General features: G+C 70.4%; 32 protein-coding genes. 14 read left to right on the top strand and 18 right to left on the bottom strand.

Going from position 1 to position 25,353, the window contains the following annotated elements; genetic code table 11:
* The first annotated feature begins 159 nt into the window (after positions 1-159).
* Entirely contained in the window at positions 160-957 is a 798-nt protein-coding gene (locus Aut01nite_RS10485; RefSeq protein ID WP_043533424.1) for an alpha/beta fold hydrolase, read from the top strand.
* 22 nt (positions 958-979) lie between these two features.
* On the top strand, positions 980-2,065 hold the full coding sequence (gene ychF / locus Aut01nite_RS10480) for a redox-regulated ATPase YchF (RefSeq protein WP_043533425.1): 1,086 nt from the start codon (positions 980-982) through the stop codon (positions 2,063-2,065).
* A 131-nt stretch (positions 2,066-2,196) separates the two neighbouring features.
* Here the strand turns inward: ychF and Aut01nite_RS44245 are convergent, their stop codons facing one another.
* On the bottom strand, positions 2,197-2,322 hold the full coding sequence (locus tag Aut01nite_RS44245) for a hypothetical protein (RefSeq protein WP_275409686.1): 126 nt from the start codon (positions 2,320-2,322) through the stop codon (positions 2,197-2,199).
* 312 nt (positions 2,323-2,634) lie between these two features.
* Between Aut01nite_RS44245 and Aut01nite_RS10475 the strand changes: the two genes are divergently transcribed.
* From Aut01nite_RS10475 to Aut01nite_RS10460, 4 genes are all read left to right on the top strand, one after another.
* A complete protein-coding gene (locus tag Aut01nite_RS10475; protein ID WP_043533426.1) occupies positions 2,635-3,375 on the top strand; it encodes a GntR family transcriptional regulator in 741 nt (246 codons plus the stop codon).
* Positions 3,376-3,732: 357 nt separating this feature from the next.
* Positions 3,733-3,870, top strand: a complete 138-nt coding sequence (locus Aut01nite_RS10470) for a hypothetical protein (RefSeq protein WP_161790763.1) — start codon at positions 3,733-3,735, stop codon at positions 3,868-3,870.
* Positions 3,871-4,014: 144 nt separating this feature from the next.
* Positions 4,015-4,299 (top strand): hypothetical protein, encoded by a 285-nt coding sequence (locus tag Aut01nite_RS10465; RefSeq protein ID WP_043533427.1) that lies wholly within the window; start codon positions 4,015-4,017, stop codon positions 4,297-4,299.
* Positions 4,281-4,694 carry a DNA-binding protein gene (locus Aut01nite_RS10460; protein ID WP_043533428.1) on the top strand — a complete coding sequence of 138 codons (414 nt, stop codon included), beginning with the start codon at positions 4,281-4,283 and terminating at the stop codon, positions 4,692-4,694. Before Aut01nite_RS10465 ends, Aut01nite_RS10460 begins: the two co-directional genes overlap by 19 nt.
* Here Aut01nite_RS10460 and Aut01nite_RS10455 read toward each other — a convergent pair.
* A complete protein-coding gene (locus Aut01nite_RS10455; protein ID WP_052164619.1) occupies positions 4,607-5,548 on the bottom strand; it encodes a hypothetical protein in 942 nt (313 codons plus the stop codon). The two genes, Aut01nite_RS10460 and Aut01nite_RS10455, sit on opposite strands and share 88 nt — an antisense overlap.
* 57 nt (positions 5,549-5,605) lie before the next feature.
* Here Aut01nite_RS10455 and Aut01nite_RS10450 point away from each other — a divergent pair, with 57 nt between their 5' ends.
* Positions 5,606-5,995 carry a hypothetical protein gene (locus Aut01nite_RS10450; protein ID WP_152629135.1) on the top strand — a complete coding sequence of 130 codons (390 nt, stop codon included), beginning with the start codon at positions 5,606-5,608 and terminating at the stop codon, positions 5,993-5,995.
* On the opposite strand, the gene Aut01nite_RS10445 is transcribed toward Aut01nite_RS10450, so the two are convergent.
* The gene (locus Aut01nite_RS10445) at positions 5,968-6,456 is read right to left on the bottom strand and encodes a GNAT family N-acetyltransferase (protein ID WP_043533596.1); all 489 of its coding nucleotides are present in this window, start codon (positions 6,454-6,456) and stop codon (positions 5,968-5,970) included. The genes Aut01nite_RS10450 and Aut01nite_RS10445 overlap by 28 nt on opposite strands.
* Positions 6,457-6,520: 64 nt before the next feature.
* Here Aut01nite_RS10445 and Aut01nite_RS10440 point away from each other — a divergent pair, with 64 nt between their 5' ends.
* Complete coding sequence (locus tag Aut01nite_RS10440) at positions 6,521-7,108, top strand: TetR family transcriptional regulator C-terminal domain-containing protein (RefSeq protein WP_043533430.1); 588 nt, start codon at positions 6,521-6,523, stop codon at positions 7,106-7,108.
* A 147-nt stretch (positions 7,109-7,255) separates the two neighbouring features.
* Here Aut01nite_RS10440 and Aut01nite_RS10435 read toward each other — a convergent pair whose 3' ends face one another.
* Positions 7,256-7,885, bottom strand: coding sequence for a hypothetical protein (locus Aut01nite_RS10435; protein WP_063958898.1), 630 nt, complete (start codon positions 7,883-7,885; stop codon positions 7,256-7,258).
* A 56-nt stretch (positions 7,886-7,941) separates the two neighbouring features.
* Positions 7,942-8,394, bottom strand: a complete 453-nt coding sequence (locus Aut01nite_RS10430) for a MarR family winged helix-turn-helix transcriptional regulator (protein ID WP_043533431.1) — start codon at positions 8,392-8,394, stop codon at positions 7,942-7,944.
* A 199-nt stretch (positions 8,395-8,593) separates the two neighbouring features.
* On the opposite strand from Aut01nite_RS10430, the gene Aut01nite_RS10425 reads away from it, so the two are divergent.
* Genes Aut01nite_RS10425 through Aut01nite_RS10415 form a run of 3 tightly spaced genes read left to right on the top strand, consistent with a single transcriptional unit; the run spans position 8,594 to position 11,092 of the window.
* The gene (locus Aut01nite_RS10425) at positions 8,594-9,478 is read left to right on the top strand and encodes a G5 domain-containing protein (RefSeq protein WP_204037502.1); all 885 of its coding nucleotides are present in this window, start codon (positions 8,594-8,596) and stop codon (positions 9,476-9,478) included.
* Between the two features lie 28 nt (positions 9,479-9,506).
* The gene (locus tag Aut01nite_RS10420; protein ID WP_043533432.1) at positions 9,507-10,340 is read left to right on the top strand and encodes a nucleotidyltransferase domain-containing protein; all 834 of its coding nucleotides are present in this window, start codon (positions 9,507-9,509) and stop codon (positions 10,338-10,340) included.
* Complete coding sequence (locus tag Aut01nite_RS10415) at positions 10,337-11,092, top strand: Type 1 glutamine amidotransferase-like domain-containing protein (protein WP_043533433.1); 756 nt, start codon at positions 10,337-10,339, stop codon at positions 11,090-11,092. The genes Aut01nite_RS10420 and Aut01nite_RS10415 overlap by 4 nt, the downstream gene beginning before the upstream one ends.
* A gap of 137 nt (positions 11,093-11,229) precedes the next feature.
* Here Aut01nite_RS10415 and Aut01nite_RS10410 read toward each other — a convergent pair whose 3' ends face one another.
* Positions 11,230-11,436 carry a hypothetical protein gene (locus tag Aut01nite_RS10410; RefSeq protein ID WP_043533434.1) on the bottom strand — a complete coding sequence of 69 codons (207 nt, stop codon included), beginning with the start codon at positions 11,434-11,436 and terminating at the stop codon, positions 11,230-11,232.
* Between the two features lie 289 nt (positions 11,437-11,725).
* Here Aut01nite_RS10410 and Aut01nite_RS10405 point away from each other — a divergent pair, with 289 nt between their 5' ends.
* Complete coding sequence (locus tag Aut01nite_RS10405; RefSeq protein ID WP_043533599.1) at positions 11,726-12,613, top strand: hypothetical protein; 888 nt, start codon at positions 11,726-11,728, stop codon at positions 12,611-12,613.
* A 1-nt stretch (position 12,614) separates the two neighbouring features.
* Here the strand turns inward: Aut01nite_RS10405 and Aut01nite_RS10400 are convergent, their stop codons facing one another.
* Positions 12,615-12,977 carry a PH domain-containing protein gene (locus Aut01nite_RS10400; protein WP_043533435.1) on the bottom strand — a complete coding sequence of 121 codons (363 nt, stop codon included), beginning with the start codon at positions 12,975-12,977 and terminating at the stop codon, positions 12,615-12,617.
* A gap of 21 nt (positions 12,978-12,998) precedes the next feature.
* Positions 12,999-13,313 carry a 4a-hydroxytetrahydrobiopterin dehydratase gene (locus tag Aut01nite_RS10395; RefSeq protein WP_043533436.1) on the bottom strand — a complete coding sequence of 105 codons (315 nt, stop codon included), beginning with the start codon at positions 13,311-13,313 and terminating at the stop codon, positions 12,999-13,001.
* Between the two features lie 183 nt (positions 13,314-13,496).
* Between Aut01nite_RS10395 and Aut01nite_RS10390 the strand changes: the two genes are divergently transcribed.
* Positions 13,497-13,922, top strand: coding sequence for a (deoxy)nucleoside triphosphate pyrophosphohydrolase (locus tag Aut01nite_RS10390; protein WP_173476760.1), 426 nt, complete (start codon positions 13,497-13,499; stop codon positions 13,920-13,922).
* On the opposite strand, the gene Aut01nite_RS10385 is transcribed toward Aut01nite_RS10390, so the two are convergent.
* Genes Aut01nite_RS10385 through Aut01nite_RS10375 form a run of 3 tightly spaced genes read right to left on the bottom strand, consistent with a single transcriptional unit; the run spans position 13,912 to position 17,032 of the window.
* Positions 13,912-15,000 (bottom strand): alcohol dehydrogenase catalytic domain-containing protein, encoded by a 1,089-nt coding sequence (locus Aut01nite_RS10385; RefSeq protein WP_084000141.1) that lies wholly within the window; start codon positions 14,998-15,000, stop codon positions 13,912-13,914. The genes Aut01nite_RS10390 and Aut01nite_RS10385 overlap by 11 nt on opposite strands.
* Positions 14,997-16,406 carry an aldehyde dehydrogenase family protein gene (locus tag Aut01nite_RS10380; protein ID WP_043533438.1) on the bottom strand — a complete coding sequence of 470 codons (1,410 nt, stop codon included), beginning with the start codon at positions 16,404-16,406 and terminating at the stop codon, positions 14,997-14,999. The genes Aut01nite_RS10385 and Aut01nite_RS10380 overlap by 4 nt, the downstream gene beginning before the upstream one ends.
* Positions 16,403-17,032, bottom strand: a complete 630-nt coding sequence (locus Aut01nite_RS10375) for a TetR/AcrR family transcriptional regulator (RefSeq protein WP_043533439.1) — start codon at positions 17,030-17,032, stop codon at positions 16,403-16,405. The genes Aut01nite_RS10380 and Aut01nite_RS10375 overlap by 4 nt, the downstream gene beginning before the upstream one ends.
* A gap of 100 nt (positions 17,033-17,132) precedes the next feature.
* On the opposite strand from Aut01nite_RS10375, the gene Aut01nite_RS10370 reads away from it, so the two are divergent.
* On the top strand, positions 17,133-18,668 hold the full coding sequence (locus tag Aut01nite_RS10370; protein ID WP_043533440.1) for a long-chain-fatty-acid--CoA ligase: 1,536 nt from the start codon (positions 17,133-17,135) through the stop codon (positions 18,666-18,668).
* Positions 18,669-18,736: 68 nt separating this feature from the next.
* On the opposite strand, the gene Aut01nite_RS10365 is transcribed toward Aut01nite_RS10370, so the two are convergent.
* From Aut01nite_RS10365 to Aut01nite_RS10335, 7 genes are read right to left on the bottom strand one after another with little or no spacing between them, the layout of a single operon-like run.
* On the bottom strand, positions 18,737-19,336 hold the full coding sequence (locus Aut01nite_RS10365; RefSeq protein ID WP_043533441.1) for a TetR/AcrR family transcriptional regulator: 600 nt from the start codon (positions 19,334-19,336) through the stop codon (positions 18,737-18,739).
* Entirely contained in the window at positions 19,333-20,538 is a 1,206-nt protein-coding gene (locus Aut01nite_RS10360) for an acyl-CoA dehydrogenase family protein (RefSeq protein ID WP_043533442.1), read from the bottom strand. The genes Aut01nite_RS10365 and Aut01nite_RS10360 overlap by 4 nt, the downstream gene beginning before the upstream one ends.
* Positions 20,538-21,518, bottom strand: a complete 981-nt coding sequence (locus tag Aut01nite_RS10355) for a phosphotransferase family protein (RefSeq protein ID WP_043533443.1) — start codon at positions 21,516-21,518, stop codon at positions 20,538-20,540. The genes Aut01nite_RS10360 and Aut01nite_RS10355 overlap by 1 nt, the downstream gene beginning before the upstream one ends.
* Positions 21,515-22,294 (bottom strand): SDR family oxidoreductase, encoded by a 780-nt coding sequence (locus Aut01nite_RS10350; RefSeq protein ID WP_043533444.1) that lies wholly within the window; start codon positions 22,292-22,294, stop codon positions 21,515-21,517. Before Aut01nite_RS10350 ends, Aut01nite_RS10355 begins: the two co-directional genes overlap by 4 nt.
* Positions 22,291-23,034, bottom strand: coding sequence for an SDR family oxidoreductase (locus Aut01nite_RS10345; protein ID WP_043533445.1), 744 nt, complete (start codon positions 23,032-23,034; stop codon positions 22,291-22,293). Before Aut01nite_RS10345 ends, Aut01nite_RS10350 begins: the two co-directional genes overlap by 4 nt.
* Before the next feature lie 45 nt (positions 23,035-23,079).
* Entirely contained in the window at positions 23,080-24,345 is a 1,266-nt protein-coding gene (locus tag Aut01nite_RS10340; protein ID WP_043533446.1) for an ABC transporter substrate-binding protein, read from the bottom strand.
* Positions 24,342-25,322, bottom strand: coding sequence for a branched-chain amino acid ABC transporter permease (locus tag Aut01nite_RS10335; RefSeq protein WP_043533601.1), 981 nt, complete (start codon positions 25,320-25,322; stop codon positions 24,342-24,344). Before Aut01nite_RS10335 ends, Aut01nite_RS10340 begins: the two co-directional genes overlap by 4 nt.
* Between the last annotated feature and the right edge of the window lie 31 nt (positions 25,323-25,353).

Raw genomic sequence — 25,353 nt, 5'->3', positions numbered from 1 at the left:
CGGTCGGCGAGGGGCGCCCACGGGAGACCGTCTACCGGAGGGCGAGCTGACCGGGAATCGGATCGATGCCGCGAGTCCACCTGCCAGGCGCCGCTGATCGGCATATCGCCTGTCAACCGAAGTTGACGACTTCGAGACTTGTCAACTACGGTTGACGGCATGAGGGCTTTGGTGGCAAGGACGGACATCCGGTGGCGCGCCTTCGGTGGCGGCCCGAAGGTCGTGCTCCTGCACGGCGGCATGCAGACCTCGGCGAATCTCACGAAGCTCGCCCGTTCCCTGGCGACCGGCTTCACCGTCTACGTGCCGGACCGGCGCGGCCGCGGGCTCAGCGGTCCGGCAGCATCCGGCCACGGTCTGCGGGCCGAGATCGACGACCTGGCCGCCGTGCTCGACGAGACCGGGGCGCGCAACGTCTTCGGCCTCAGCTCCGGCGCCGTCATCGCGCTGCGGGCGGCGATGGAGCTGCCGATCGAGCGCCTCGCGCTCTACGAGCCGCCCCTCAAACACGACGATCACGATCCGGTCGCCTGGCTGCCGAGATATGAGAAGGAGCTGGCCCGGGGCCGCCGGGCAGCCGCTTTCGTCACGGCCGCCAAAGGCACAGGCGATCTTCGGTACGCGCCCCGCGCGGCCCTGATCCCGCTGCTCGGCGTCGCGATCCGGGCCGGGCAGGGCCGGCGGCGCATCGGTGACCTGATCCCGACGATGCGCCTGGACGCCGCGGTCGTCGAGGACGCGGCCGGGCCGTTGAGCACCTATGCGACGGTCACCGCGGAGACGCTTCTGCTGGGTGGCGAGCGCTCCCCGGCGTACCTCACCTCGGTATTGAACGGCCTGGAGCCCGTCCTGCCGCGAGTGCGGCGGGTGACCTTCACCGGCGTCGGGCATCTCGCCGCGGACGACGGCGGCAAGCCGGAGCTGGTCGCCGCCGAACTGCGCAGGTTCTTTCGATGACGCTTGCGTAGACTGGCGTTCCGTGAGCCTCACCATCGGAATCGTCGGCCTGCCCAACGTCGGCAAGAGCACCCTGTTCAACGCCCTGACCAAGAACGACGTGCTCGCCGCGAACTACCCGTTCGCGACGATCGAGCCCAACGTCGGCGTGGTCGGGCTGCCCGACGAGCGGCTGGGGAAACTCGCCGAGCTGTTCAGCAGCGAGAAGATCCTCCCGGCGCCGGTGAGCTTCGTCGACATCGCCGGTCTGGTCCGTGGCGCGTCCAAGGGCCAGGGCCGCGGCAACGCGTTCCTCGCCAACATCCGGGACGCCTCGGCGATCTGCCAGGTGGTCCGCGCCTTCTCCGACCCGAACGTGCTGCACGTCGACGGCAAGGTCTCGCCGGCCGACGACATCGAGACGATCAACACCGAGCTGATCCTGGCCGACCTGCAGACCGTCGAGAAGGCGCTGCCCCGCCTGCAGAAAGAGGCGAAGCTCAAGAAGGACAAGGCCGCCACGGTGGCCGCCGCCGAGGCCGCGTTCAAGCTGCTCAACGACGGTGTCACCCTCTATCAGGGCGCCAAGTCCGCGGGTGTCGAGCTGGAGCTGCTGGCCGAGCTGCACCTGCTCACCACCAAGCCGTTCCTGTACGTGTTCAACGTCGACGAGGCCGAACTCGGCAACGAGGCGTTCCTTGACGAACTGCGCGCTCTGGTCGCCCCGGCCGAGGCCGTCTTCATGGACGCCAAGATCGAGTCCGAGCTGATCGAGCTGGACGACGAGGAGGCCCTGGAGCTGCTCCAGTCCACCGGCCAGTCCGAGCCCGGCCTGAACCGGCTGATCCGGGTCGGCTTCGAGACCCTCGGCCTGCAGACCTACCTGACCGCCGGCCCGAAGGAGGCCCGCGCCTGGACCGTCCCGGTCGGCGCGACCGCCCCGGAGGCGGCAGGCGTCATCCACTCGGACTTCCAGCGCGGCTTCATCAAGGCCGAGATCGTCAGCTTCGACGACCTGATGGCCGCCGGCTCGATGTCCGCCGCCAAGGCCGCCGGCAAGGTCCGCATGGAGGGCAAGGACTACATCATGCAGGACGGCGACGTCGTCGAGTTCCGCTTCAACGTGTAGCACAACCGCGCCCATCGCCCGGGTGGTCGCGGCTTCCGTGGATCACCTGTCCTGAGACACGACGAGAGCGTCGGACCGCCGCCACATCCCTCGATGGCGGTCCGACGCCCTCACCGCCCCGGCAAGGGTAGCTACCAGCGGATGTTCCGCCGTTCGTAGTCGCGCCAGGTCCGGGCCGCGTTGACCCGGTCGCGGTAGGCCGCATGGGTCTTCATGACGACGCACGGGTACGCGTCCAGGCCGCACCGGCAGATCAACCGCCAGGGTCGGAACCACCGACGCCGCGGACCGTGTATCGGGTATCGATCTCTGCGCATCGCGCCACCTCCCTGCCGTGAGCGGGGGGACAGCGGCGAGACGCGCCATCATGGGTGCGCGCCCCGCCGCCGCCGGACCGTGCAGCACCGCGAGGGGCCGCCTCCGGTTGCGCACAGCCTGCACGGCGGCGGGCAGGTGCCTAGACACTCTTGGGGGCGCCAGTGCCCGCCGCCGCTGACACTCAATCTGGCAGCAGAACGTGTGAACACCGAAGGCGTGTTCATGCTGAACACTGGGTATCGTGAACACTCATGGGTGAACCGGCATACCGAGAACTCGCCGATCGGATCCGAGCCGACATCGAAGAACGGCGCCTCGTCGACGGAGACCGGCTGCCGACCGTACGGGACATGGCGGTCCGTTTCGGAATGCCGATCGGTACCGTGGCCAAGGCCGTTGACGTCCTCCGGGCTGACGGCGTGATCACCACCCGACACGGCCGCGGGCTCTATGTCTCCGGGTTCAAGCGCATCCTCCGCTCGTCACCCGCCCGCCTCGCCCGATCATGGTGGGGCGAGGGAAACGCCATCCAGGACGCCGACACCGGCGGCAGACTCCGCGTCGTGCACGTCGAGGTGGAGGAGCACCCTGCGCCCGAGCACATCGCCGAGGCGCTCGGCGTGCCGGTGGGCGCGGCAGTTCTCGTCAGGGCGCGCCGCTTCGCTGTCGACGACCGGATCGTACAAATCGCCACCAGCTATATCCCCTTGGCCGTGGTGGCGGTCGCGCCGGCTGTCGCATACACGGGGCCCGGCCCAGGTGGCATCTACGCCCGCATGACGGAGGTCGGCGTCGGACCGGAGGTGCTCCAGGAGCGGGTCATCTGTCGCGCGCCTACGCCGGCCGAGGCCGCGGCGTTGTCGCTGCCCCGAGGTGCATGGGTCATCTCAATCACCCGGCGTGCCTACACCGACGCCCGGCAATGCGTCGAAGTGAACGAAATGGTGCTCGATGCCAGCGCTTACGAGCTGGAGAACGTATTCGGCGTCTGAAGGAAGGCGAGCCGAATGCCGACCTGCACCGGCGTGACAGCGGTGCCGGTCCAGCCGTAGGGCTCGCCTGTCGTCGGGCGAGGTGATGCGGGGGCTCGGTGGTCCGCGCGGTCTGCGGTCCGCGGTCTGCGGTCCGTGAATAGTCCGCAGGACGGTCGCAGAGGGTCGGAACTAACCAACACAACCCAGCGCAGTAAGCGCCGGTTATGGCGCTGTTCAGGGAAAGATCGGCAGGTCGCGGATCAATGCGGAGTACTTCCGCTTCGACGTCTGATTCCGGTCGAGTGTCGTTCCGGGCGTGCGGCCCCGCCCGGAACACGGCCCCTCGCTGCGGTGATACCGCGGTATGGTCGCTGAATGGCGAGGACGAAGAAGGTGACGATCACGCTGCTGGGGAGCATGAAATCGCACACCGACAACGTTCCCGGCTACCTCACCGAGTTGGCCGAGCGGGCGGAGCGGCGCAGGCTCCTCCGCGAGGAGCTGGACCACTAATCAGGGCGAGTTCGGGGCGTTCACCGTCGAGGAGATGGCTGAGGCTCGGGCGCTCCTGCGCAGGGCTGAGGAGACCGGACGAGCGGCGTGAGTCTCGCGTCCGGCTGCATGGCGGGTTTCCTACTCGTTTGACACAATCGGGCGATGAGTGAGGCGACGTACAACATCGGGGAAGGGCCTGCGACGCGGGTGAGCCTTTCGCTCCCGGAGGGGACCGCCGAGGCGATTCGGGCCCGGGTGGGCAAGCGGGAATTCTCGGCTTTCATCGCCGAAGCGGTCGAGCGGGAGCTGCGCGGGCAGCTTCTCGACGAGTATCTGGCGGACTACGAGAGCCGCCAGGGGCCGGTTTCCGAAGTGGTTCGTCAGCGGGCGCGGCAGGTCTTCGACGAGGTGTTCGCCGAGGAGCGTGAATGCCCCGCCGCAAGCTGAGCCACGAGGGGACGCTGGTCCTCGACAGCGAAGGGCTCTCGAAACTGCTGGCCGACGACGAGCAGGTGGTGGCTCTGACAGCCGAGGCGCGCTCGCGCGGCATGGAGGCTGTGGTCAGCGCACTCACCATCATCGAGGCCGTCCATGCCCGAACGAACAAGTCACGTTTGAACTGGCTGCTCTCCGGGCTGCGCGTCATCCCGGTCGGCGACGAGGAGGCCCGGGCGGCGTCGGGGCTGTTGATGGATGCCGGCCTGCACGGGCACAAGTACGCCATCGATGCGGCGGTCGCCGAGGCCGCGCTGCGTCAGCGCCGTCCCGTGGTCATGTTGACCTCCGATGTCGATGACATGCGCAAACTCTGTGGTGACCGGGTGCGGCTCGTGCCGGTGTGAGGGCTGTCAGCCGACCTGGGTGCTGACGACCCGATTGTCGTCGTCGAGCCAGGCGTGGACGATCCCGTCGAGCGCGCGGGGCCAGTAGGCGCCCCGGACGAAGCGGAGCCGGTTGCGGCCGATGCCGTCGTCCTCGAGTTCGGTGACCGTTCGTCCGGTCGCGAGACGAGCCAGGTGTGTTCCGCTCTGCGGCGCAGCCTCCGGCGGGCCAGAGCGATGTGCAGTGCGCTCAGGTCGTCGATCCGGTACACGTTTCCCCGGTTCGTCTCGGTGAGCCAGCCGCACCACCACATGCCGTGGCTGGTGCCCCACCAGTCGACACTGCCCGCGGGTTCACCGGACGGCTTCGCATACGGATTCGCGTCGGCCCCGGCGCCCGCCTGAGCGGCGTCACGGCCGTCGCAGAACTCGCATGTCTCGTCGGCATCGTGCATGGTGGCCGTCTCGTCGCCCAGGCCGAGATGCGGCAGGCGGGTCCGTGCCCATTTCCACGAGTCGGCGGTCCGCTGGGCGTCCTCCCGCGACGCGTACAGCGGCAACTCTCTGCCGTGCTTCCCCGGCTGTCCCATGGCGGCGTAGACAGCGGGGCTGTGTACCGGCTTGACGCGGAAGTTCACCAGGTAGGCGGTGTTCATCACCAGCCGGATGAGCCGGCGGCCGCCGGTGCCGCGCCGGGTCCCGACCACGTACCGCTGCTCGCCGCCGTCACCCCACATGGTCGGCAGCACCCACACCTTGGCGCCGGGCACGAAATGGCGTGTGCCCGGCCGTTTCGTGTCCGTCCGCTGGCGGGTGAAGACGTCATGGCTGACGTTCGCCGCGACGCCCCAGGTCAGCGGCTCGTCCTCGATCATCCCGCGATTACATCATCGGGACGCGATGATATTGATGGGGGTGTGTACGGTCTCGGCATGACCGAGCCGGGACACCATCCCTCACCGCACGCGCATCCGTCGTCCGCGCCCCGGACGCGGCGGAGCAGGCCGGACAACGTGGTGGCCGGGGTGGCGGTCGCCGTGCTCGGGGTGTGGCTGGCGTTCCGGCTGTTCCTCGCCCTTCTGGCCCTGTTGGTGTCGGGCAACTGCGACGGCGGGGACAGCGACTTCTGCTCGGTGCCGGGGCGGATCCTCGGGCCGTGGGGCGCCCCTCTCGCCGCCGCTGCGGGGATCGCTCTCATCGTCTACGGCGCCTGGATCAGGCGGCGGCATCCCGTGCTGATCTGGGTGGCCGCCGCTGCGCTCGTCGCCCTTCTCGGTCACGTCGTCGCCGGCCACTACCTCGAGAGTGCTCCCGGCGTGTGAGCGACAAGGGTGCGCTCGTAACAGACCGAGAGGTCGGAGTCGAGGTAGGCGCCGAACAGCGGGATCTCGCGGTAACCCTCCCGCTCGTAGAAGCGCATCGCGTCCGGCTGGGCCGGGCCGGTCTCCAGGCGGATCGTGGTCCAGCCCCGGTCCAGGGCCGCCGCCTCCAGGGCGCGCAGGATCGCCGTCGAGACGCCGGAGCCGCGGCTGCCGGGCGCCACGTACATCCGTTTGATCTCGGCGGCCGAGTCGTCGAGGCGGCGCAGCGCTCCGCAGCCGACCGGCTCGCCGGTGGCCGGGTGGGTGGCGACCAGGAAGAGGTCGATGTCGGCGCCGGAGGGTGGGGTGCCGGGCTCGTGGTCGCCGTGGCCGTAACGGGCGTCCAGTTCGGTGCGCTGGGCGGTGCGGAGCGCGGTGCCGGCGGGGTCGTCCCAGGGGCGGGACTCGATGATCCAGGTCATGGCGTCCTCCATTCGTAACAGGCGTTACGGTAACATCCGTTACGGGAAAGGGGAGGTGCGACGCATGTCACGGACGGCGGATCGGTCGGCGCAGGGGGAGACGCTGTCCCGGGCGGTGTGGAGCGTGCTGGCCGAGCAGGGACTGGAGCGGCTGACCGTGCGGGCGGTCGCGGCCGCGGCGGGGTGCACGACCGGGCTGGTCATGCACCGGTTCCCGAACCGGCGGGCGCTCCTGCTGCACGCCCGGCACCTGCTCCATCAGGTCACCCGGGAGCGGGTCGAGGCGCTGGAATCGGCGGCGGCGACCCCGCGGGCGGCGCTGCGGGCGGTTCTGCAGCAGTCGATGGCGCCTGACGAGGCGACCCGGCAGGAGGCGGTGGTGTGGACGGGCTTCCTCGCCGCGGCGGTCGCCGACGAGGAGCTGATCACCGAGCACCGGCGCAACAACCGGCTCTGGCGGGAACGCGTCGAACGGCTCACCGCGGCCGCCGCGCCGGACTGGGCGCCCGACCGCGTCGCCACCACGGCCCTCGCCCTGATCGCGATGACCGAGGGCATGGGCGCCTATGCCGCCGCCGACCCGGCCGCCTTCCCGGCCGCCGACCAGGAGCGGATGCTCGACGCCACCCTGACGGCCTACGGCCTGCTCTAGCGCACGTCCCGAGAATTCACGCCGAGCGTGGGCCGGCCGGGTGGGAAAGGCAGAGCGCAGCCTGAGGTGCGGGTCAGCGGAAGGCTGGCCCAGCGGAAGGTGGGAGTCGGTCAGCGGGAGGGCAGGGAAGGCGAAGCGAGGTACGGGTCAGCGGAGGGCGGGAAAGACGGTGCCGGCGATGACCGCGCCGACCAGGGCGCCGACGACCACCTGCGCGGGCGTGTGCGCGGTGAGCCGGACCCGGGCCCAGCAGCCGAGCAGCACCAGCGGCACGCCGAGCATCGCGACGGCGCCGTACACCGCGGTCAGCGCCACGACCGTCCCGGACGCGACCCCGGCGTGGATCGACATCTTCCACCAGTGTGTGACCAGCGCGAACGCGGCCAGCCCGACCCCGCCGGCGGTGAGCAGGGCGAGGATCTCCCGCGGCGCGCCGAGGGCCAGCAGCAGGAGCAGCCCGGCGACCAGGGAGGCGGTGCCGAACAGCAGCGGGATCCGGCGGTCGGCGCGTTCCGGGATGTGGTGGTTGGTGAGGCGGCCCCGGCGTACGCCGTGCAGCACATAGCCGAGCGGGATGACCGCCGCGAACAGCGCGCCCGGCAGCCCCCACCACCGGGACACCCCCGGCGTCTCCCCGGCGTGCCATCCGACGACGAGCAGCAGCACCGCGACCAGCACCGCCGGCGCGAGCACTTCCGAGACGACGATCGCGATCCGGTCGGGCACTCCGGGGGTGGAGGCGGCGGGGCGGTCCTCGTCGAGGGTGGTGTTCAGCACCCCTTCATCATCGCAACCAGGGAAGGGTGGAGCGGGGAGGTGACCGTCCGGGCGGTTCAGGTGTCCCGGGTCATCGCGTTGAACGCGGCCGCCAGGCGCTGGAGATCGAGGTCGCCGAGGTGGTCGAAGATGTGCCGGCGGACGCTGGCGAGGTGGGTGGGCCAGGCTTCGCGCAGCCGTTCCATGCCTTTGTCGGTGAGGACGGCGTTGGCGCCGCGGGCGTCCTCGGCGCAGCGGATCCGGCGGAGGAGCCCGAGCGACTCGAGTTTCGCGGCGAGCCGGGTCATGCCGCTCAGTGACATGTCACACGCCGTGGCGAGTTCACTCATCCGGAGGAGATGGCCGGGTGTCTCGGAGAGGTGGCGCAGCACCGCGTACTCGCTGGCGGACATGCGTTGCTCGCGGGTCAGGTCGGCGTCCAGCGCACGGGGCATGACCAGCAGGAACCGGCCGAGCGCACGCATCACCGCCTCCTCGTCGGGGCTCAGTGGAGCGGGTGGTGCGGCCATGCCGTTGATCGTACGACCGCCGCGCAGCCCCACCGGCTGTCGAGTTTGCGCCTCGCCGGGGCAACGCGTGAAGACCGTCGTGGGGCGCGGTGGTCAGCATTTCGGGTGACAAGTGGTCGTTTACCTTCGAGAGGGCAGAAGTCACAATGTTTTGGTGCAAAACCAGACAACTAGTGCCTCTTTGCAGCGTCTGCTCGAAATGCCACGAAAGTCTTGGTGGGCTCGACTGCCGTTCGGCGTCCGGATGGCCGCCGGCGCGAGCGCGATCTTCGTGGTCGTCGGCGGTGGGGTGGCCGGCGTCGCCACCATGACCGGACCACGGGCCGACGACGCCGCGCAGGCCACGGCCGAACCGGACCTCGGCGCCCCGATGCTGGAGGAGAACCCGGAGGTGGTCAGCCGGGCCGCCGCCGCCGCTCAGCCGCTGCCCCGCCGGCACGCCCACACCACGGCGCCGGCCGTCACCGTCCCGGCGCTGCCGCCGCCGCCGCCGGCCCGGACCGCCCCGGTGACCGATCAGCTCAGCCGCGCCCGGGTGGCCGACGAGCGCGCCGACCGGACCGGGCCGCGCTCCGTGCGTACCCCCGGGAAGAAGACCGGTGGGCCGGCCCCCCGCAAGCAGGCCGCCGCACCGGTGGTCACCACCCGCACCGATGTGGAGACCCGGCCCATCCCGTTCCACACCCAGGTGGTGCGGGACGCGTCGCTGCCCCGCGGCACGCGCCGGGTCCAGGTGGACGGCATGCCCGGCGAGCAGACGACGCGGTACCTGGTGACGCTCACCGACGGCCGGCAGACCGCGCGGCGGCTGCTCGGCAGCGACGTCACGAAACCGCCGCAGCACCGGGTGGTGGCCCTCGGCGCCCGCCGCCAGTCCGCCCTGGACCCGGCCTGTGAACAGGCACTCAACCTGTGTGTGCCGCTCGGCCGTTCCGCGGTGTGCCCGCCCGGCGCGGATGCCGCGCCGGCCGAGCCCGCGAAGGTCGAGGAGTCCGGCGAGATCCTGATCGCCGAGGAGGACCTGGAACTGCTCGGGCCGGAGGGCCTGGACGCGCTCCGGCTCGAACCCGCGAAGCTGTGCTGATCCGGCCACGGCCGGGCAAGATCGGGACATGGCGCTGACCGATTCCGTCCTCGACGAGCTCGCGCACCGGCTGCTGACCGTTCCCGGCGTCGTCGGGGTGGTCCTGGGCGGCAGCCGGGCCCGCGGCACCCACACCGAGGAGTCCGACTACGACCTGGGCCTCTACTACCGGGCGCCGCTGGACACCGGCCGGATCGGCGAGCTGGCCCGGGAGGTCGCCGGGCCGGACGCCGGCGTGACCGGGGTCGGCGAGTGGGGGCCGTGGGTGGACGGCGGCGGCTGGCTGCGCATCGGCGCGAGCGCGGTCGACTGGCTCTACCGCGATCTGGACCGGGTGGAGCAGTGCTGGTCGGAGGCGGAACAGGGACGATACGCGTTTCACGTCCAGGCCGGGCATCCGCTGGGCGTGACCGGTTTCTCGTACCCCGGTGAGCTGGCCCTGGCCCGCATCCTCGCCGACCCGCGCGGGGACCTGGCCGATCTGCAACGCCGCGTCCGGGTCTATCCGCGGGCGCTGTCCGAGGCCCTGGTGGCCGGTCTGTGGGAGGCCGACTTCCTGATCGGGCTGGCGCGCAAGGCGGTGTCCCGGGGCGACAGCGCCTACATCGCCGGTTGCCTGTTCCGGCTGGCCGGGGTGCTGGCGCACGCGCTGCACGGCGCGGCCGGCCACTGGCTGATCAACGAGAAGGGCGCGGTGGCCACGGCCGGCGCGCTGCCCGGCGCGCCCGAGCGGTTCCGGGCGCGGGTCGACGCGGTGTTCGCGGCGGTCGAGGGTGATCCGCTGCGGCTGGCCACCGCGATCGACCTGGCGGCGGATCTCGTGCTCGAGACGGCCGACGCGTGCGCGATGATGCTGCGGTGACCGCTGACGTTCCCACCATCCTCGCCACCAGCGCCTTCTTCCGCCGCAGCAAGGTCAGCCCGCTGGCCATGCGCCCGGGCGCGATCCACTATCTGGCCGCCGAGCTGGCGAACAACACGACGGCGCCGAGGATCTGCGTGCTGACCCAGGCCACCGGTGACCCGGAGGCCCGGATCGGATACCACTACGCGGCGTTCGCCGGCACCGAGTTCACCATGTCGCACCTGCAGCTGTTCCCGATGCCCAACGTCGACGACATCCGCGCCCACCTGCTCGCCCAGGACGTGATCTGGGTCGACGGCGGCAGCGTCGCGAACCTCTGCGCGGTCTGGCGGGTGCACGGCCTCGACGAGATCCTGCACGAGGCGTGGCAGGCCGGAGTGGTGCTCAGCGGTGTGTCGGCCGGTTCGATCTGCTGGCACACCGGCGGCAGCACCGACAGCTTCGGGTACGAGCTGCGCGGCTTCACCGACGGGCTGGGCTTCCTGCCGTACAGCAACGGGGTGCACTACGACAGCGAGGAACGGCGCCGGCCGACCATGCACCGGCTGGTCGGTGACGGGACCCTGGCGGATGGCTTCGCCACCGACGACGGCGCGGGGCTGATCTATCGCGGCACGTCACTGTCCGAGGCGGTCGCGGATCGTCCGGGGCCTCTGGCGTACGAGCTCACGCGTGCCGACGACGGATCGGTGACCGAGACGCCGCTGCCGACCCGGGTCCTGCCTTCGCCCTCGGGGCCCACCGCCTAGAGCCTAGGCTGGATAGGTGTCCGCAACTCGAAGGGCACCGGCTCCGTTGTCACTGCGGAGTCCATCGTCGGGGTGAGGAGAGCCATGTCCGTCAAGGGCGGCGAAGGCGGTAGCTGAGCGTGGTCTCGCCGGGGTGCCTAATGCAGGGCCACCGTGGCGAGACCGACCAGCACCGCGGAGAGCAGCATAGCCACCACGAAGATGGCGTTGTGGCTGATCAAGAGCCTGCGGCGGCGCGGCTGGCCACCCTCACCCGCACCTGCCGCCGGGACCGGATCGAGGTCGGAGCCGAAGAATTCGGCCCGGTGTCTCCGAGTCAACGGTCGTTGCAGATGGGTCAGCACCGGTGATCGCCTCCGGGGTTGAGGTTCTGTCTCGTGGATTCCGCGGGGCTGCGGCGAGACAGAACCTGGGATCGAAGTGCCTGATTGCGGTCGGGACTGTGGGTAGCATGCGTCGCCCCGGAAACGGCGAGCAATGGTTACTCGTGGGTAACCGTCCGGGGTGGCCCGGACTGGCATGGTCGTTCCCCTGATCGGTCACTGGACATCGGGCGATCAGGCGTCCCGTCCCGTGGCCAGTCACTCTTTATGAGGATTTGTCGTTAAGGCATCTTTCGCCATCATTATGACGATGCCGGAGACTCCGTCGAAGTATCAAACCCTGTTCAGGGGCACCCTGAACGTCTCGGTCGTGCTCATCGGTCTGGCATCGGGCGTCGCGCAGCTCACCGAGATCCCCACCCCGGTCGGCCAGTGGGTGCTGACCGCCGTCTTCCTGGCCTGCCTGCTCTACTTCGTGGTCCGCCTGTGGCAGATCGTCTTCGTCCTCAAGATCCGGGAGCTGAAGACGGACCTGAAGGACGTGACCGAGTTGCTCGCCATGCAGCAGGCCGGTCACCGGCTCTACCGGGACGCCATCCAGCGCATCAGCGACCGCGAGAAGCCACTGTTCTCCGAGACCCTCGAAGTGCTCGTCGTGATCGGCTCCGACGACGACGGCGACCGGTTCGTGGAGAAGCGGGTCACCACCCCGGAGCCCCTGGTCACCCACCGGACCGTACGGCCGATCGTGCCGACCCACACCGATCGGCTGGCCCGGCTCGACGAGATCTCGTTCAAGACGTTGCGGCCGGTCGGCGGCACCATCACCGCGCTGCCGCTGGAGGAGAGCCGGCTGCTGCGGGTGTGGCTGATCTTCGATCCGGCGATGGCGACGCCGACCGAGTGGCAGCTCGAGTACCGGCCGGTCGGGCTGTGGCGCCCGCTGCGCGAACGCGGCTGGGACCAGCTCGTCTGGGAGGACCGGCTGCCCACCGCGAGCGGCACGCCGTCCGCGTTCACCCGGTTCCAGATCACCTTCAGCTTCCCGGACGGCGATCAGCCGCCGAGCGTCAAGGAGCGGCAGGGGTACGGCCGGATCAGCGAGCCGGAACGGGACGCGCGCGGCCGTTGGGAGGTCGTCTGGCAGGACGAGAAACCCGCCGGCCGGCGCTACGTCTGGGACCTCACCCAGTCCTGAGTCAGGAGGCGTGGGCCAGGATCACGTTGTGGACCCGGTGCGCCTTGTCCGACCCGCGGAACTCGATCTCGTAGGTGTGGGTGCCGACGGTGATGCCGATCGTGCCGGACGAGAAGAACTGCCCGGCCCAGCTCTTGTTGCTGATCACACTGACGCTGCTCACCTTGGCGTACGGAATACTGGTGATCGCGAACCGTTTGCCCACGTAGGACCGGTCCTGGATGATGATCCGCCGGTCGGTGAGGCCGATGAAGCCGGTCCCGGCGCCGATCGCGTCATAGACCGCGATGATCCGCTCGCCCTCCAGCAGACCGCTCTGGATCTGCTCGAGCTGACCCTTGTCGTCGTACACCACGTCAGTCATGCGGCGCAGCGTAGTCGGCGCCTACTGCGGGGTTCCGACGACGGTGCGATAGAAATCCTCGATGCGTGCCGCCAGCGTGACCTCACCGTCGGTGATGGTCGTTCCGTCCGGCGGGCCGAGACAGATCTGAGTGTGACCGTCGCGCCGCACAATGGTCGGACGTATGTGAAGCGTGTCCGCGGCCACCTTGATGCGCTCGGTCAAGGCGGCGTGCTGACTGTCGTCACACGGCAGCTCCCGGCGCAACTGAACACCGTCGCGGGTCCAGCCGCTCAACAGCTCCAAGGCGTCGCTGAGATAATCCGAGCCGGAGTTCCGGCGTCTTCTGGCCCGCACTGCCGCACCCCCCTTGGCGTCGTTGCCGGCTTGTGGCCGAACTGTCGCCGTGTCGTCATGGTCGGTGACCACAGTTTCGTCCGTCCGGTCACTGGTGTCCACGCCCACATATCCGTGTTTGCGTGACGATCGGGGCACCAGCGGGCAACCTGAACGGTGGAGTTTCATGAGATCTTGGATCTCATGCGGCCCGAACAATACGTCAAACCATCGCCATCACCCAGGGTGATCGTGGCGGCTGTGATCATCACCGCTGGCCGGGTTCTGGCCTGCGAGCGCAGCAGTCCGCCGGAGGCAGCCGGGCGATGGGAGTTCCCGGGCGGCAAGGTCGAGCCGGGGGAGACCGAGCGGCAGGCGCTGGCCCGGGAGTGCCGGGAGGAGTTGGGCGTCCGCGTCGCGGTCGGGGACCGGGTCGGCCCCGACGTGCCGCTGGCCCACGGCCGAGCCGTGCTCCGGGTCTACGGCGTCGAGTTGCTCGACGGCGACGTCCCGGAGGCGCTGGAGCACCGCTCCATGCGCTGGCTGACCGTGGACCAGTTGGACAGCGTTCCCTGGCTGCCCGCCGACGTCCCGATCGTGGCGGCGCTGCCGCCGCTGCTCAGAGGCTGACGACGGAGCGGGCGCCCTCGCCGCGGGCCATCCGGTCGAACGCGGCCGGCACGTCCGCCAGGCCGATCCGGTCGGTGATCAGATGATCGAGGTTCAGCTTGCCGTCGAGCACGTCGCGGGCCAGCGCCGGGACCTCCAGGTCGGTGTCGGCCTGGCCGTACACCGAGGCCCGCAGGATCCGCGCCGAGGAGAAGATCTCCAGGGCGCTGAACTGGACCATGTCGTCGGCCGCGCCCATGCCGACCACGGTGACCTGGCCCCCGGTGCGGGTGGCGCGCCAGGCGGCCCGGATGGTCGAGGCCCGGCCGACGCATTCGATCGTGTGGTCGGCGCCGAGCCGGTTCGTGCGGGACCGGATCTCCTTGGACAGGTTGTCCGAGGAGACCACGAAGTCGGTGGCGCCGGCCGCCTCGGCCAGCCCCTTCTTCGCCTCGCTGACGTCCACGGCGATGACCTGCCCGGCGCCGGCGGCACGGGCCGCGCTGACCACCGACAGGCCGACGCCGCCGAGGCCGACGACGACCACCGACTCGCCCGGTTCGACCTGGGCGGTGTTGCGGACCGCGCCGGTGCCGGTCAGGACCGCGCACCCCAGCAGGGCGGCGAGATCGAAACCGAGTTGCCGGGGCACCGGGATGACCGCGTTCTCCGGAACCACCACCTGCTCCGCGAACGCCCCCACGCCCAGCGTCACGTGGACCGGCTCGCCGTTCAGGGTGATGCCGCTCTGCATCGCCGCCACCCCGTGCGAGGTGCTGCACAGCCACGGCTGGCCGTGCTCGCAGAACCAGCAGGCGCGGCAGGCCGGCTGCCAGTTCAGCACCACGTGGTCGCCGACCGCGGCCCGGGTGACGTGCTCGCCGACCTCGACCACCTCGCCGGCCGCCTCGTGACCGAGCACGAGCGGGTGCGGCGGGGCCAGGGTGCCGTTCACCATGGACAGGTCGGAGTGGCAGACGCCGGCCGCCCGGACCCGGACCCGGACCTGGCCGGGGCCGATCTCGGGCAGCTTCAGCTCGGCGAGCGCGGCGGGCGTGCCGGGCTCGCGGACCACCAGGCCGGTCATGTAATCGGTCATCGCTGGATCGCCTTCACCTGCTGGAATTCGGCCAGGCCGTAAGCGCCCAGCTCGCGGCCGATACCGGACTGCTTGTAACCGCCGAACGGGGCGAACGGGTTGAACGACCCGCCGTTGACGTCGACCGCTCCGGTGCGCAGCCGGCGGGCCACGGACAGGGCCCGCTCGTCGGAGCCCCAGACCGCGCCGGCCAGGCCGTACTTCGAGTTGTTGGCGATCGCCACGGCCTCGTCGTCGGAGTCGAACGGGATCATCGCCAGCACCGGGCCGAAGATCTCCTCCTGGGCCAGCTCGCTGTCCGGGTCGACGTCGGCGAAGACGGTCGGCGCGACGAAGTGACCCTGCGCGGGCACCGGGGCGTCGAGACCGCCGGCGACCAGGCGGGCGGTGGAACGCTCGATGAAGCCGCGGACCCGGTCCTTCTGGCCGGCCGAGGCGAGCGGGCCGAGCCGGGTGGCCGGGTCGAACGGGTCACCGAGGGTGTAACCGGCGGCGGACTTGGCGGCCAGCTCGACGGCCTCGTCGTAGTGGCTGCGGTGGACCAGCATCCGGGTCCACGCCGTACAGGTCTGGCCGGAGTTGAGGAAGGCGTTGCCGATCCCGACCTTGACCGCCTTGACCAGGTCGGCGTCCTCCAGGATCACGTTGGCCGACTTGCCGCCGAGCTCCAGCGAGACCTTGGCGATCCGGTCGGCGGCGGCGTGGCTGATCGCCCGGCCGGTCACCGTGGAGCCGGTGAACGAGACCAGGTCGACGCCCGGGTGGCCGGCGATGGCCGAGCCGACGGCCGGGCCGGTACCGGTGACCAGGTTGAACACGCCCGGCGGCAGCTCCGCCTCGGCGACCGCGTCGGCCAGCAGGTACGCCGTCAGCGGGGTCAGCTCGCTGGGCTTGAGGACCACCGTGCAGCCGGCCGCCAGGGCCGCGCCGACCTTGGCGACGACCTGGTGCAGCGGGTAGTTCCACGGGGTGATCGCGCCGACCACGCCGGCGGGCTCGTGGACGACGAGCGAGTTGCCGATCGTCTCCTCCGCGGGGGGCTGGGCCGCGAGTTCGGCGTACCCCGCGAGGACCGTGAGGGGCAGCCCCGCCTGCACCGCCTTGGCGATCTTGAGGGGGGTGCCCAGTTCCAGGCCGACGATCCGGGCGATCTCGTCCGCCCGGGCGGACAGGGTCCGGTGCAGCCGGCCCAGGGCCGCGCCACGCTCGGCGGCGGGCGCCGAGGCCCAGCCGTCGAAGGCGTCACGGGCCGCGGTGACGGCACGGTCCACGTCCTCGGCGGTGCCGGCCGGGACGTGCCCGAACACCTCCCCGGTGTACGGATTCTCCACCCCGATCCGGTCGCCGGATCCGGGCGCCACGAAAGCGCCCCCGATCCAGTGCTCGTCGCGGAAGACCGACGTCATCGGCGTACCCCCTGGTCATAGCGGTCGGAAAGGCTGTTGATCAGCAGATCCAGCCCGAGTTCGAACGCGCCCTCGTCGACGGCGGCGCGATGGGCCGCGAGCTCGTGGGCGCGGTGCAGGTGCGGATAGCGGTCGTACAGCTCCGGGTCGGCGTCGAAGCCGAGCGCGAACGAGCCGAGCGCGGAGCCGGTGATCAGGTAACGCATCAGCGCGCCGATGTGGGTGGCCCGCGCGCGGGACCACCCGGCGTCGATCAGCGCGCCGTAGACGGCCTCGGCCATGGCCAGCCCGGCCGGGCGGCGACCCGGGCCGGTGGCCAGCACCGGGACGATGTTCGGGTGGGCGGCGAGGACCGCGTGGTACGACTTCGCCCACAGCCGCAGCGCCTCGCGCCAGTCGTTGCCCCGGAAGACCGTGATGTCCACCTGGGCGACCACCAGCTCGGCGACCGCGTCGACGATCTCCGCCTTGGTGGCGAAGTGGTTGTAGAGCGACGGCCCCTGCACGCCCAGCTCGGTCGCGAGGCGCCGCATCGAGCAGGCGTCCAGTCCTTCGGCGTCGATCAGAGCGGCGGCCGCCTCGACGATGCGCTCCCTGGTGAGCAGCGCTTGCCGGGGCCGGGCCATGAGAACTCCCTGAAAAAACCGGAATCAACACTGGACGTGTAAAAACTTACGCCGCTAGTTTAAGCACAGCTGCGATGTACATCACTAAGGGAGATCAGGCATGACGACGCTATCCCTCGCCACCGTTCTGGCCGAGGCCGCCCGGCGGTACCCCGAGAAGGTGGCGATCGTCGACGAGACGGGCGGCCGGATCACCTACCGCGATCTCTGGGCACAGTCCCGGTCGTACGCGGCCGGCCTGCGGGAACTGGGCGTCGGCCCCGGCGACACGGTCGCCGTGATGATCCCGAACGTCGCCGACTTCCCGCGCGTCTACTACGCCGCGCTGGCCGTCGGCGCCCGGATCGTGCCGGTGTCGCTGCTGCTCAACGCGGAGGAGGTGGGTTACGTCCTCGCCGACAGCGGCGCGAAGCTGCTGGTCACCCACTCCGCGTTCCTGGCCGCGGGCGGCGGTGCGGCGGCCGCGACCGGCACCCGGCTGGCGAACGTCGGCCCGCTCCCCGCCGACCTGCCGCAGTACCCGCCGCGGCTGGAGGAGATCTCCGAGGGCCTCGAGCCGCTGCGCACCTACGTGACCCGGGAGGCCGAGGACGTCGCGGTCATCCTCTACACCAGCGGCACCACCGGCAAACCCAAGGGCGCGCTGCTCACCCACCTCAACCTGGTGATGAACGCGGCCGTCAACGTCTTCGACGTGCACCCGCTGACCGGCGACGACGTGGTGCTCGGCTGCCTGCCGCTGTTCCACACCTTCGGCCAGACCGTCGGGATGAACGCGACGTTCCGCCTGGGCGGGACGCTGGTGCTGCTGCCGCGGTTCACCGGCGAGGCCGCGATCGAGCTGATGCTCAAGGAGAACGTGACGATCTTCCACGGCGTGCCGACGATGTACATCGGCCTGCTGGAGGCGGCGGCCACCGCCGAGCGCCTGCCGAACCTCAAGCTCTGCGTCTCGGGCGGCGCGTCGCTGCCGGTCGCGGTCCTGGAGAAGTTCGCCGGAGCCTTCGGCTCGACGATCTGGGAGGGGTACGGGTTGAGCGAGACCTCCCCGACGGCCACCACCAACCAGCCCAGCTTCGGCGCCAAGCCCGGCACGGTCGGCCACCCCATCTGGGGTGTCGAGGTGGAGATCGCCCGCCCGGAGGTGCCGGAGCGCATCGAGTTCCTGCCCGACGGTGAGCTCGGCGAGATCGTGATCCGCGGCCACAACGTGTTCGCCGGTTACCTCAACCGTCCCGACGCCACCGCCGAGGCCTTGGTCGAGGGCTGGTTCCGGACCGGCGACCTGGGCGTCAAGGACGAGCAGGGCTTCATCAGCATCGTCGACCGCACCAAGGACCTGATCATCCGCGGCGGCTTCAACGTCTACCCGCGCGAGGTGGAGGAGGTGCTGGCCCGCCACCCCGCCATCCAGCAGGTCGCGGTGATCGGCGTCGCCGACGAGACCCTCGGCGAGGAGATCTGCGCCGTCGTCGTGCCGGCGGAGGAGGGCCTGGCCGCCGACGAGCTGATCGAGTGGGCCAAGGAGCGGCTCGGCAAGCACAAGTACCCGCGCCAGGTCCGGTTCACCGAGTCCCTGCCGCTCGGCCCGAGCATGAAGGTCCTCAAGCGCGAACTGCGCAAGCAGTACTCGTAACGGCTTCGTGGCCCGCTGTCGCGCGACAGCGGGCCGCCGAGCGCGCCGGCGAGGCGGGATGCGCGGGATCAGGCTCCGGAACGCGCGGCCGGCGCCAGCATCGCGGTGACCACCCGGGTCAGGGCGGCGCGGGCGCTGTCGGCCGGCAGTTCCATGGCGTCACGCCAGCTCGCCCAGGTGGGCCAGAGACTGGCCGCGGTCAGGGCGTCGAGCAGTTCCTGGTCGCTGCCGATCTCGTCCGGGAAGGTGGCGGTCAACTCGTCGCGTACCCGGGAGACGTGCACTTTCCGGTAGTGCCGCAAACCGGTGGAGAAAGGCTCCTTCAGCGCGGAGGCCCGCGCCGCGGGCGCGAGCTCCTCCAGCAGCCGGGCACGCTGACGGCAGAACGCCTCGATCCGCTCGTCCAGCGGAAGATCCGCCGGAATCGGGTGGTACGAGGCGTCCCGCTGTTCCAGCACCCGCTGGCCACTGGCCGCCATCAACGCCTCCATGTCGGCGAAGTGGCTCCACAGGGCGCGCAGCGACACCCCGGCCAGCTTGGCCACCCGGTCGGCGGTGGGGCGCATGTCCCCTTCGCCGATCAGCCGGAGGTGCGCGTCGATGATCGCGTTGCGGGTCCGTTCGGACCGTGCGGTACGACCATCGACGCGGGTTGGTGGGTTGGTCACTTACTACTCCGGTAGCGCTTGAGCTCTCGGTGGGCCAGGGAGCGCTTGTGCACCTCGTCCGGCCCGTCGGCGAGTCGCAGCATACGGGCGCTGGCGAACAGCCCGGCGAGCGGGAAGTCCTGGCCGACGCCGGCGGCGCCGTGCGTCTGGATGGCCTTGTCGACGATCCATTCCACCGTGGACGGCACCGCGATCTTGATGGCCTGGATCTCGGTGTGCGCGCCCTTGTTGCCGACCGTGTCCATCAGCCAGGCGGCCTTGAGCACCAGGAGCCGGGACTGCTCGATGCGTACCCGGGACTCGGCGATCCAGTCCTGGACGACGCCCTGCTCGGCGAGCGGCTTGCCGAACGGGGTGCGGACCAGCGCGCGCGTGCACATCAGCTCGAGGGCGCGCTCGGCCATGCCGATCAGCCGCATGCAGTGGTGGATCCGGCCGGGACCGAGCCGGGCCTGGGAGATGGCGAAACCGCCGCCCTCCTCGCCGATCAGGTTGGTGGCCGGCACCCGTACGTCCTCGAAGATGATCTCGGCGTGGCCGCCGTGGTCGCCGTCGGTGTAGCCGAGCACCGTCATGCCCCGCTTGACCGTCACGCCGGGGGTGTCCCGGGGCACCAGGATCTGGCTCTGCTGCAGGTGGCGCGGGGCGTCCGGGTCGGTCTTGCCCATCACGATGAAGATCTTGCAGTTCGGGTTCATCGCGCCGGTGATGTAGAACTTGCGCCCGTTGACGACGTAGTCGTCGCCGTCGCGCTGGATCCGGGTGCTGATGTTGGTGGCGTCGGAGGAGGCGACCTGCGGCTCGGTCATCGCGAACGCCGACCGGATCTCGCCGTTCAGCAGCGGCGCGAGCCACTTCGCCTTCTGCTCGGCGGTGCCGAAGTCGGCGAGCACCTCCATGTTGCCGGTGTCCGGGGCGGCGCAGTTGAGAGCGGGCGGCGCGATGGCGGGGCTGCGGCCGGTGATCTCGGCGAGCGGGGCGTACTGCAGGTTGGTCAGCCCGGCGCCGTGCTCACCCGGCAGGAAGAGGTTCCACAGGCCCGCCTCCTTCGCGGCGGCCTGCAGGCCCTTCAACGCGGCCGGCGGCTCCCAACCGTCATGGCCGGTGTGGAACGTCGCCTCGGCCGGGTAGACGTGCTCGTCCATGAAGGCGAGCAGTCGTTTCCGGTAGTCCTCGGTCTTCGCGTCGAACTCGAAGTCCATTACTTTCCTTCCAGCGCTCGATGGCCCTGTTCGACCAGGACGGGAACCATCGCCCCGACGGAGTCGAAGCCGGGGCCGACCGTCTGACCCTTGGTGTAGCGGTAGTGCACGCCCTCGAGGATGACGGCGAGCTTGAACGCGGCGAATCCCACGTACCAGTTCAGGTCGCCGACATCGCGTCCGCTGCGCTCGGCGTACCGCGCGGCGATCTCGTCCAGCGACGGATGGCCGGGGATGTCGACCGGGGCCACCGGCCGGCCGTCGCGCTCCAGCAGCGGGCGGCCGGCGTAGACCAGCATCAGGGCCAGGTCGCTGAGCGGATCGCCCAGTGTGGACATCTCCCAGTCCAGCACCGCGTTGACCGTCAGCTGGTCACTGACCAGGACGTTGTCCAGCCGGAAGTCGCCGTGCACGACAGCGCCGGGCCCACCGGCCGGGATGTCGGTGGCGAGCCGGGCGTGCAGCTCCTCGATGCCGGACAACTCACGGCTGCGGGAGGCGTCGAGCTGCTGCTTCCACCGGCGCACCTGCCGGGCGTTGAAGCCCTCCGGCTTGCCGAAGTCGCCCAGGCCGATCGCCGCCGGGTCCAGCGAGTGCAGGTCGGCGAGCGTGTCGACGAGGGTGAAGGTGAGTGCCCGGAAGTCCACCTTCTCGATCAGCGCCGCGTCCCGGTAGATCGTGCCGTCGACGTGCTCCATCAGGTAGAACGGCGCCCCGATGACCTCGGCGTCGGTGCAGAGCAACACCGGTTTCGGTACGGGGAAGCCGGCGTTCGACAGAGCCTCCAGAACCTTGTGCTCCCGGGCCATGTCGTGCGCCGTGGGCAGCACGTGTCCCAGCGGCGGCCGGCGCAGCACCCAGCGGGTCGTCCCGTCGGTGACCGCATACGTCAGGTTCGACTTGCCGCCCGCGAACATCGTCCCGGTCAGGGGCGGGCTTTCCAGGAATGCCCGGAGTCGTTCCAGGTCGAGGCCCTTCATGAGCCGGCCCTCTGCTCGAAACCGCGCTGGAGTTTGTTCATGCCCCCCAGCCAACGGTCCGGATCGCTCGCACGCAAGCGGTAGTAACCCTCGACTTCCGGATGCGGGAGGATCAGGAAACCCTCCCCGTTCAGCGACTCCGCGACCAGGTCGGCCACCTGCGACGGGGGCAGGGCGCCCTCGGCGAGCAGGGCCGCGCTGCCGCTGCCCTGATCGTTGCCGCGGGTCAGCATGTCGGTGCGGACCCCCTGCGGGCAGAGCGCCTGGACGATCAGACCCCGGTGCGCGTACGTGGCCCGCAGCCACTCGGCGTACGCCAGCGCCGCGTGTTTGGTCACCGAGTACGTCGCGCTGCCCAGCAGGGTCAGTAGCCCGGCCGCGCTGACCGTGATCAGCAGCCGTTTCGGCTCGCCGCCGTCCAGCCAGCGGGGCAGCAGCGCCCGGCTCACGTAGACGTGCGACATCACGTTGACCCCGAAGTCACGCTGCCACTGGTCGTCCGGCGTCGTCTCGTCCCCGGACGACAGCACCCCGGCGTTGGAGCAGAACAGATCGATCCCGCCGAGCTCGTTCCACGCGGTGTCGATGAGGCGCTGGACGTCGGTCTCGCTGGCGGCGTCGCCCGCCACCGCGAGGCCGCCGATCTCGTCGGCGACCTCGCGGGCGGCCTCGGCGTTGAGGTCGTTGACGACGACGCGGGCGCCGTCGGCGGCGAACCGGCGGGCCAGGGCGGCGCCGATCCCGCCGCCGGCGCCGGTGACGACGACCCGCTTCACTGGACGGATCCGGTGAGGGTGATGCCGCCGTCGATCACGATGGTCTGGCCGGTGATCCAGCCGGATTCCGCTGAGCAGAGGAACGCGACGGTGGCGGCCACGTCGTCGGTGGTGCCGAGGCGCTTGAGCGGGTAGGTGGCGGCAACCTGCTCCTCGCGGCCCTCGTAGAGGGCGGTGGCGAACCGGGTCTTCACGACGGCCGGGGCGACCGCGTTGACCCGCACCTTCGGCGCGAGCTCGATGGCGAGCTCCTCGGTGAGGTGGATCAGGGCGGCCTTGGTGGTGCCGTAGAAGGCGATCCCCGGGGCCGGGCGGACACCGGAGACCGACGAGATGTTGACGATCGAGCCGCCGTCGGCCAGGCCGCCGCGCAGCGCCTCCTGCACCCAGCCGAGCGTGCCGATCAGGTTGACCTCGGCCATCTTGCGGGCGGCGTTGAGGTCGAGGGTGGCCAGCGGCCCGTACGCCGGGTTGATCCCGATGTTGTTGATCAGCGTGGTCACCGGGCCGAACCGGTCCCGGGCCGCGTCGATCACCGCGGCCCGGTGTGCCGGGTCGTCACCCTTGCCGGCGACGCCGAGCGCCACCTCGGAGCCGCCGAGCTCCTTCACGGCGGCTTCGAGGGCGTCGGCGTCCCGGCCGGTGACGACGACTCTCGCCCCTTGGGCGACGAAACGCTGGGCGATGGCCAGCCCGATCCCGCGGCTTGCTCCGGTCACGATTGCTACCTGGTCAGCCATCGCTCAACCTCCTGGAGTCGTGTATTTGCAGTCTCAGTGCATATATTACGCGGCCGGGACGCCGCTCTGCGGCGGAGTCACAGGCTGGTTGGTGTACGGCGTCACCGGGCCGTCCCCGTCATCGGTGGTGTACGGGGTGCCGAAGTACACCGCCTTGCCCTTCTCGATCTTCGTGAGCTGCTCGCCGCCGTACCCCGAATGATCCTGCGCGGAGAAGCGCAGCGGCACCAGACCCGGTCCCTGGAAACCGTTCTTCTGCACCACCTCGACGATCTTGTCGCGGGTCAGGTCCTTGCCGGCGGACTGCAGCGCCTGTACGAACAGGTAGCCGACCGACATGCCGTAGACGACGTTGTTGTCGAACTCCGCACCGGCGTTGTGCTCCTTGTTGACCTTCTGGAAGAGCTGGATCCACGGGTTCGACTCGTCGGTGTTCAGCGGCAGGTAGTTCGCCGCCACCAGGCCCTCCATCAGCGGCGCCGCGTCGCCGAGGGTCTTCGCGACGGTGGTCGGGTCGGCGCCCACGTTGCTCACCACGAACTGCGGCTTGTACGCGATCTTCGCGGCCGTGCCGATCGACAGGGCGGTGAACGGCGGGATGGTCGCCAGGATCACGACCTCACAGCCGGCCGCCTTGAAAGCGCCGATCTGGGGCCCGACGTTCGGGCTGCTGGTGACATATTTCTCCTCGGCCGCGACCGTCCCGAGGATCTTCTTCACGCCGAGCAGGCTGTCCCGGCCGAAGTCGTCGTCCTGGCCGAGGAAGCAGGTCTTCTTGCCCGCGTACGTCTCCTTGACGTGGGTTGCGAGGATCTTGCCCTCGACCGTGTAGTCCGGGTTGAAGCCGAACGTGCCCGGGTACTTGTCCGCCTGGTTCCAGCTCCGGCTGCCGCTGGCCACGAAGAGGTCCGGCACCCGGTTGGTCTTCAGGAAGTCCAGGACGCCGGTGTGCGTCGGCGTGCCCAGGCCGTTCAGGATCGCGAACACCTTGTCCTGCAGGACCAGCTCGCGTACCACGGTCTGGGTGTTCGCCGGGTTGTAGGCGTCGTCCTTGACCTTGTACTCGATCTTGCGGCCGTGCACACCACCGTTGGCGTTCACGTAGTCGAAGTACGCCTTGGTGGCCGGCGCGATCTTCGAGTAACCGGCGGCGGCCGGGCCGGTCAGCGGCATGTGGGTGCCGACCACGATGGACGTGTCGGTCACACCCGGAACGTCGCCGCCGGTTCCGCCGGAACCACCGCCACCCTCGTTCGTGCAGCCCGCGGCCAGCAACGCGACGGCCAGCGCCGACGCAGCTATACGTTTCATCGATTCCTCCTGAGCATTCGTGAGATTCGCGATGGGATGGATGCGAGGCCGCCGGGGGCGGCGAGCATGACGACGACGAGCACCACGCCGAAGACGATCAGCGCGAGGTTGCCCTCGAGCCGCTGCGATCCGGCCTGCTCGCTGACGGACTGGGACAGGGCGGGGAGGACGACGAGCAGCAGCGCACCCCAGAGCGCGCCGAACAGGCTCCCCAGGCCGCCGATCACGATCGCCATGAGCAGGAACAGCGAGAGCGTCAGCGGGAACGCGCCGGGCGACACACTCTGCGCGAGCACGGCGAACAGGGCGCCGGCCACACCGGCGCAGGCGGCGCTCGCCACGAAGGCCAGCACCTGGGTACGGGCGATGTTGACACCGGCCAGCTTCGCCGCGGTCTCGTCGTCACGGACCGCCCGCATGTCCCGCCCGAACCGGCCGCGCGACAGCAGCGCCAGCAGCAGCACCACGATCAGTGCCGCGCTCCAGCACAGCCAGGCCTGCCACTGCTCCATCGGAAACTGCTCCGGCGGCGGGTTCAGCATCACCGACAGGCCCTGGTCGCTGTTGAACGTCTCGTCGAACGTGCTGGCCACCGACGGCACCACGATCGCCACGGCGAGCGTCAGCCCGGCCAGGTAGGGCCCGCGCAACCGGGCCGCGGCCAGCCCGATGATCGCGCCGGCCACCGTGGTCACGGCGATCGCGGCGGCGAAGCTGAGCGGCAGGTTCTCGAACTTGTTCTGGGTCAGCGCGAGCGTGTACGCGCCGGTCGCCATCAGTGCGCCGTGCCCGAGCGACAACTGCCCGTTCAGTCCGGTCAGGACGGTCAGGCCGGCCGTCACACAGAGGTACGCGCCGACCGTGGCCAGCTGATAGTTGCGGAACGGCGGAAGGACATAGGTCAGCCCCACCACGATCAGCGCGCCTGCCAGGACGACGATCACCGGATGCGGGCGCCACCCGCGCCGTCGTGGCAGATCGACACCCTGCTTCGGTACGGGCTCCGCG

Source organism: Actinoplanes utahensis (genome assembly GCF_016862455.1).
Lineage (GTDB): Bacteria > Actinomycetota > Actinomycetes > Mycobacteriales > Micromonosporaceae > Actinoplanes > Actinoplanes utahensis.
Note: the sequence above shows the minus strand (reverse complement) of the source record. Positions and strands in the feature narration are given on the sequence as shown.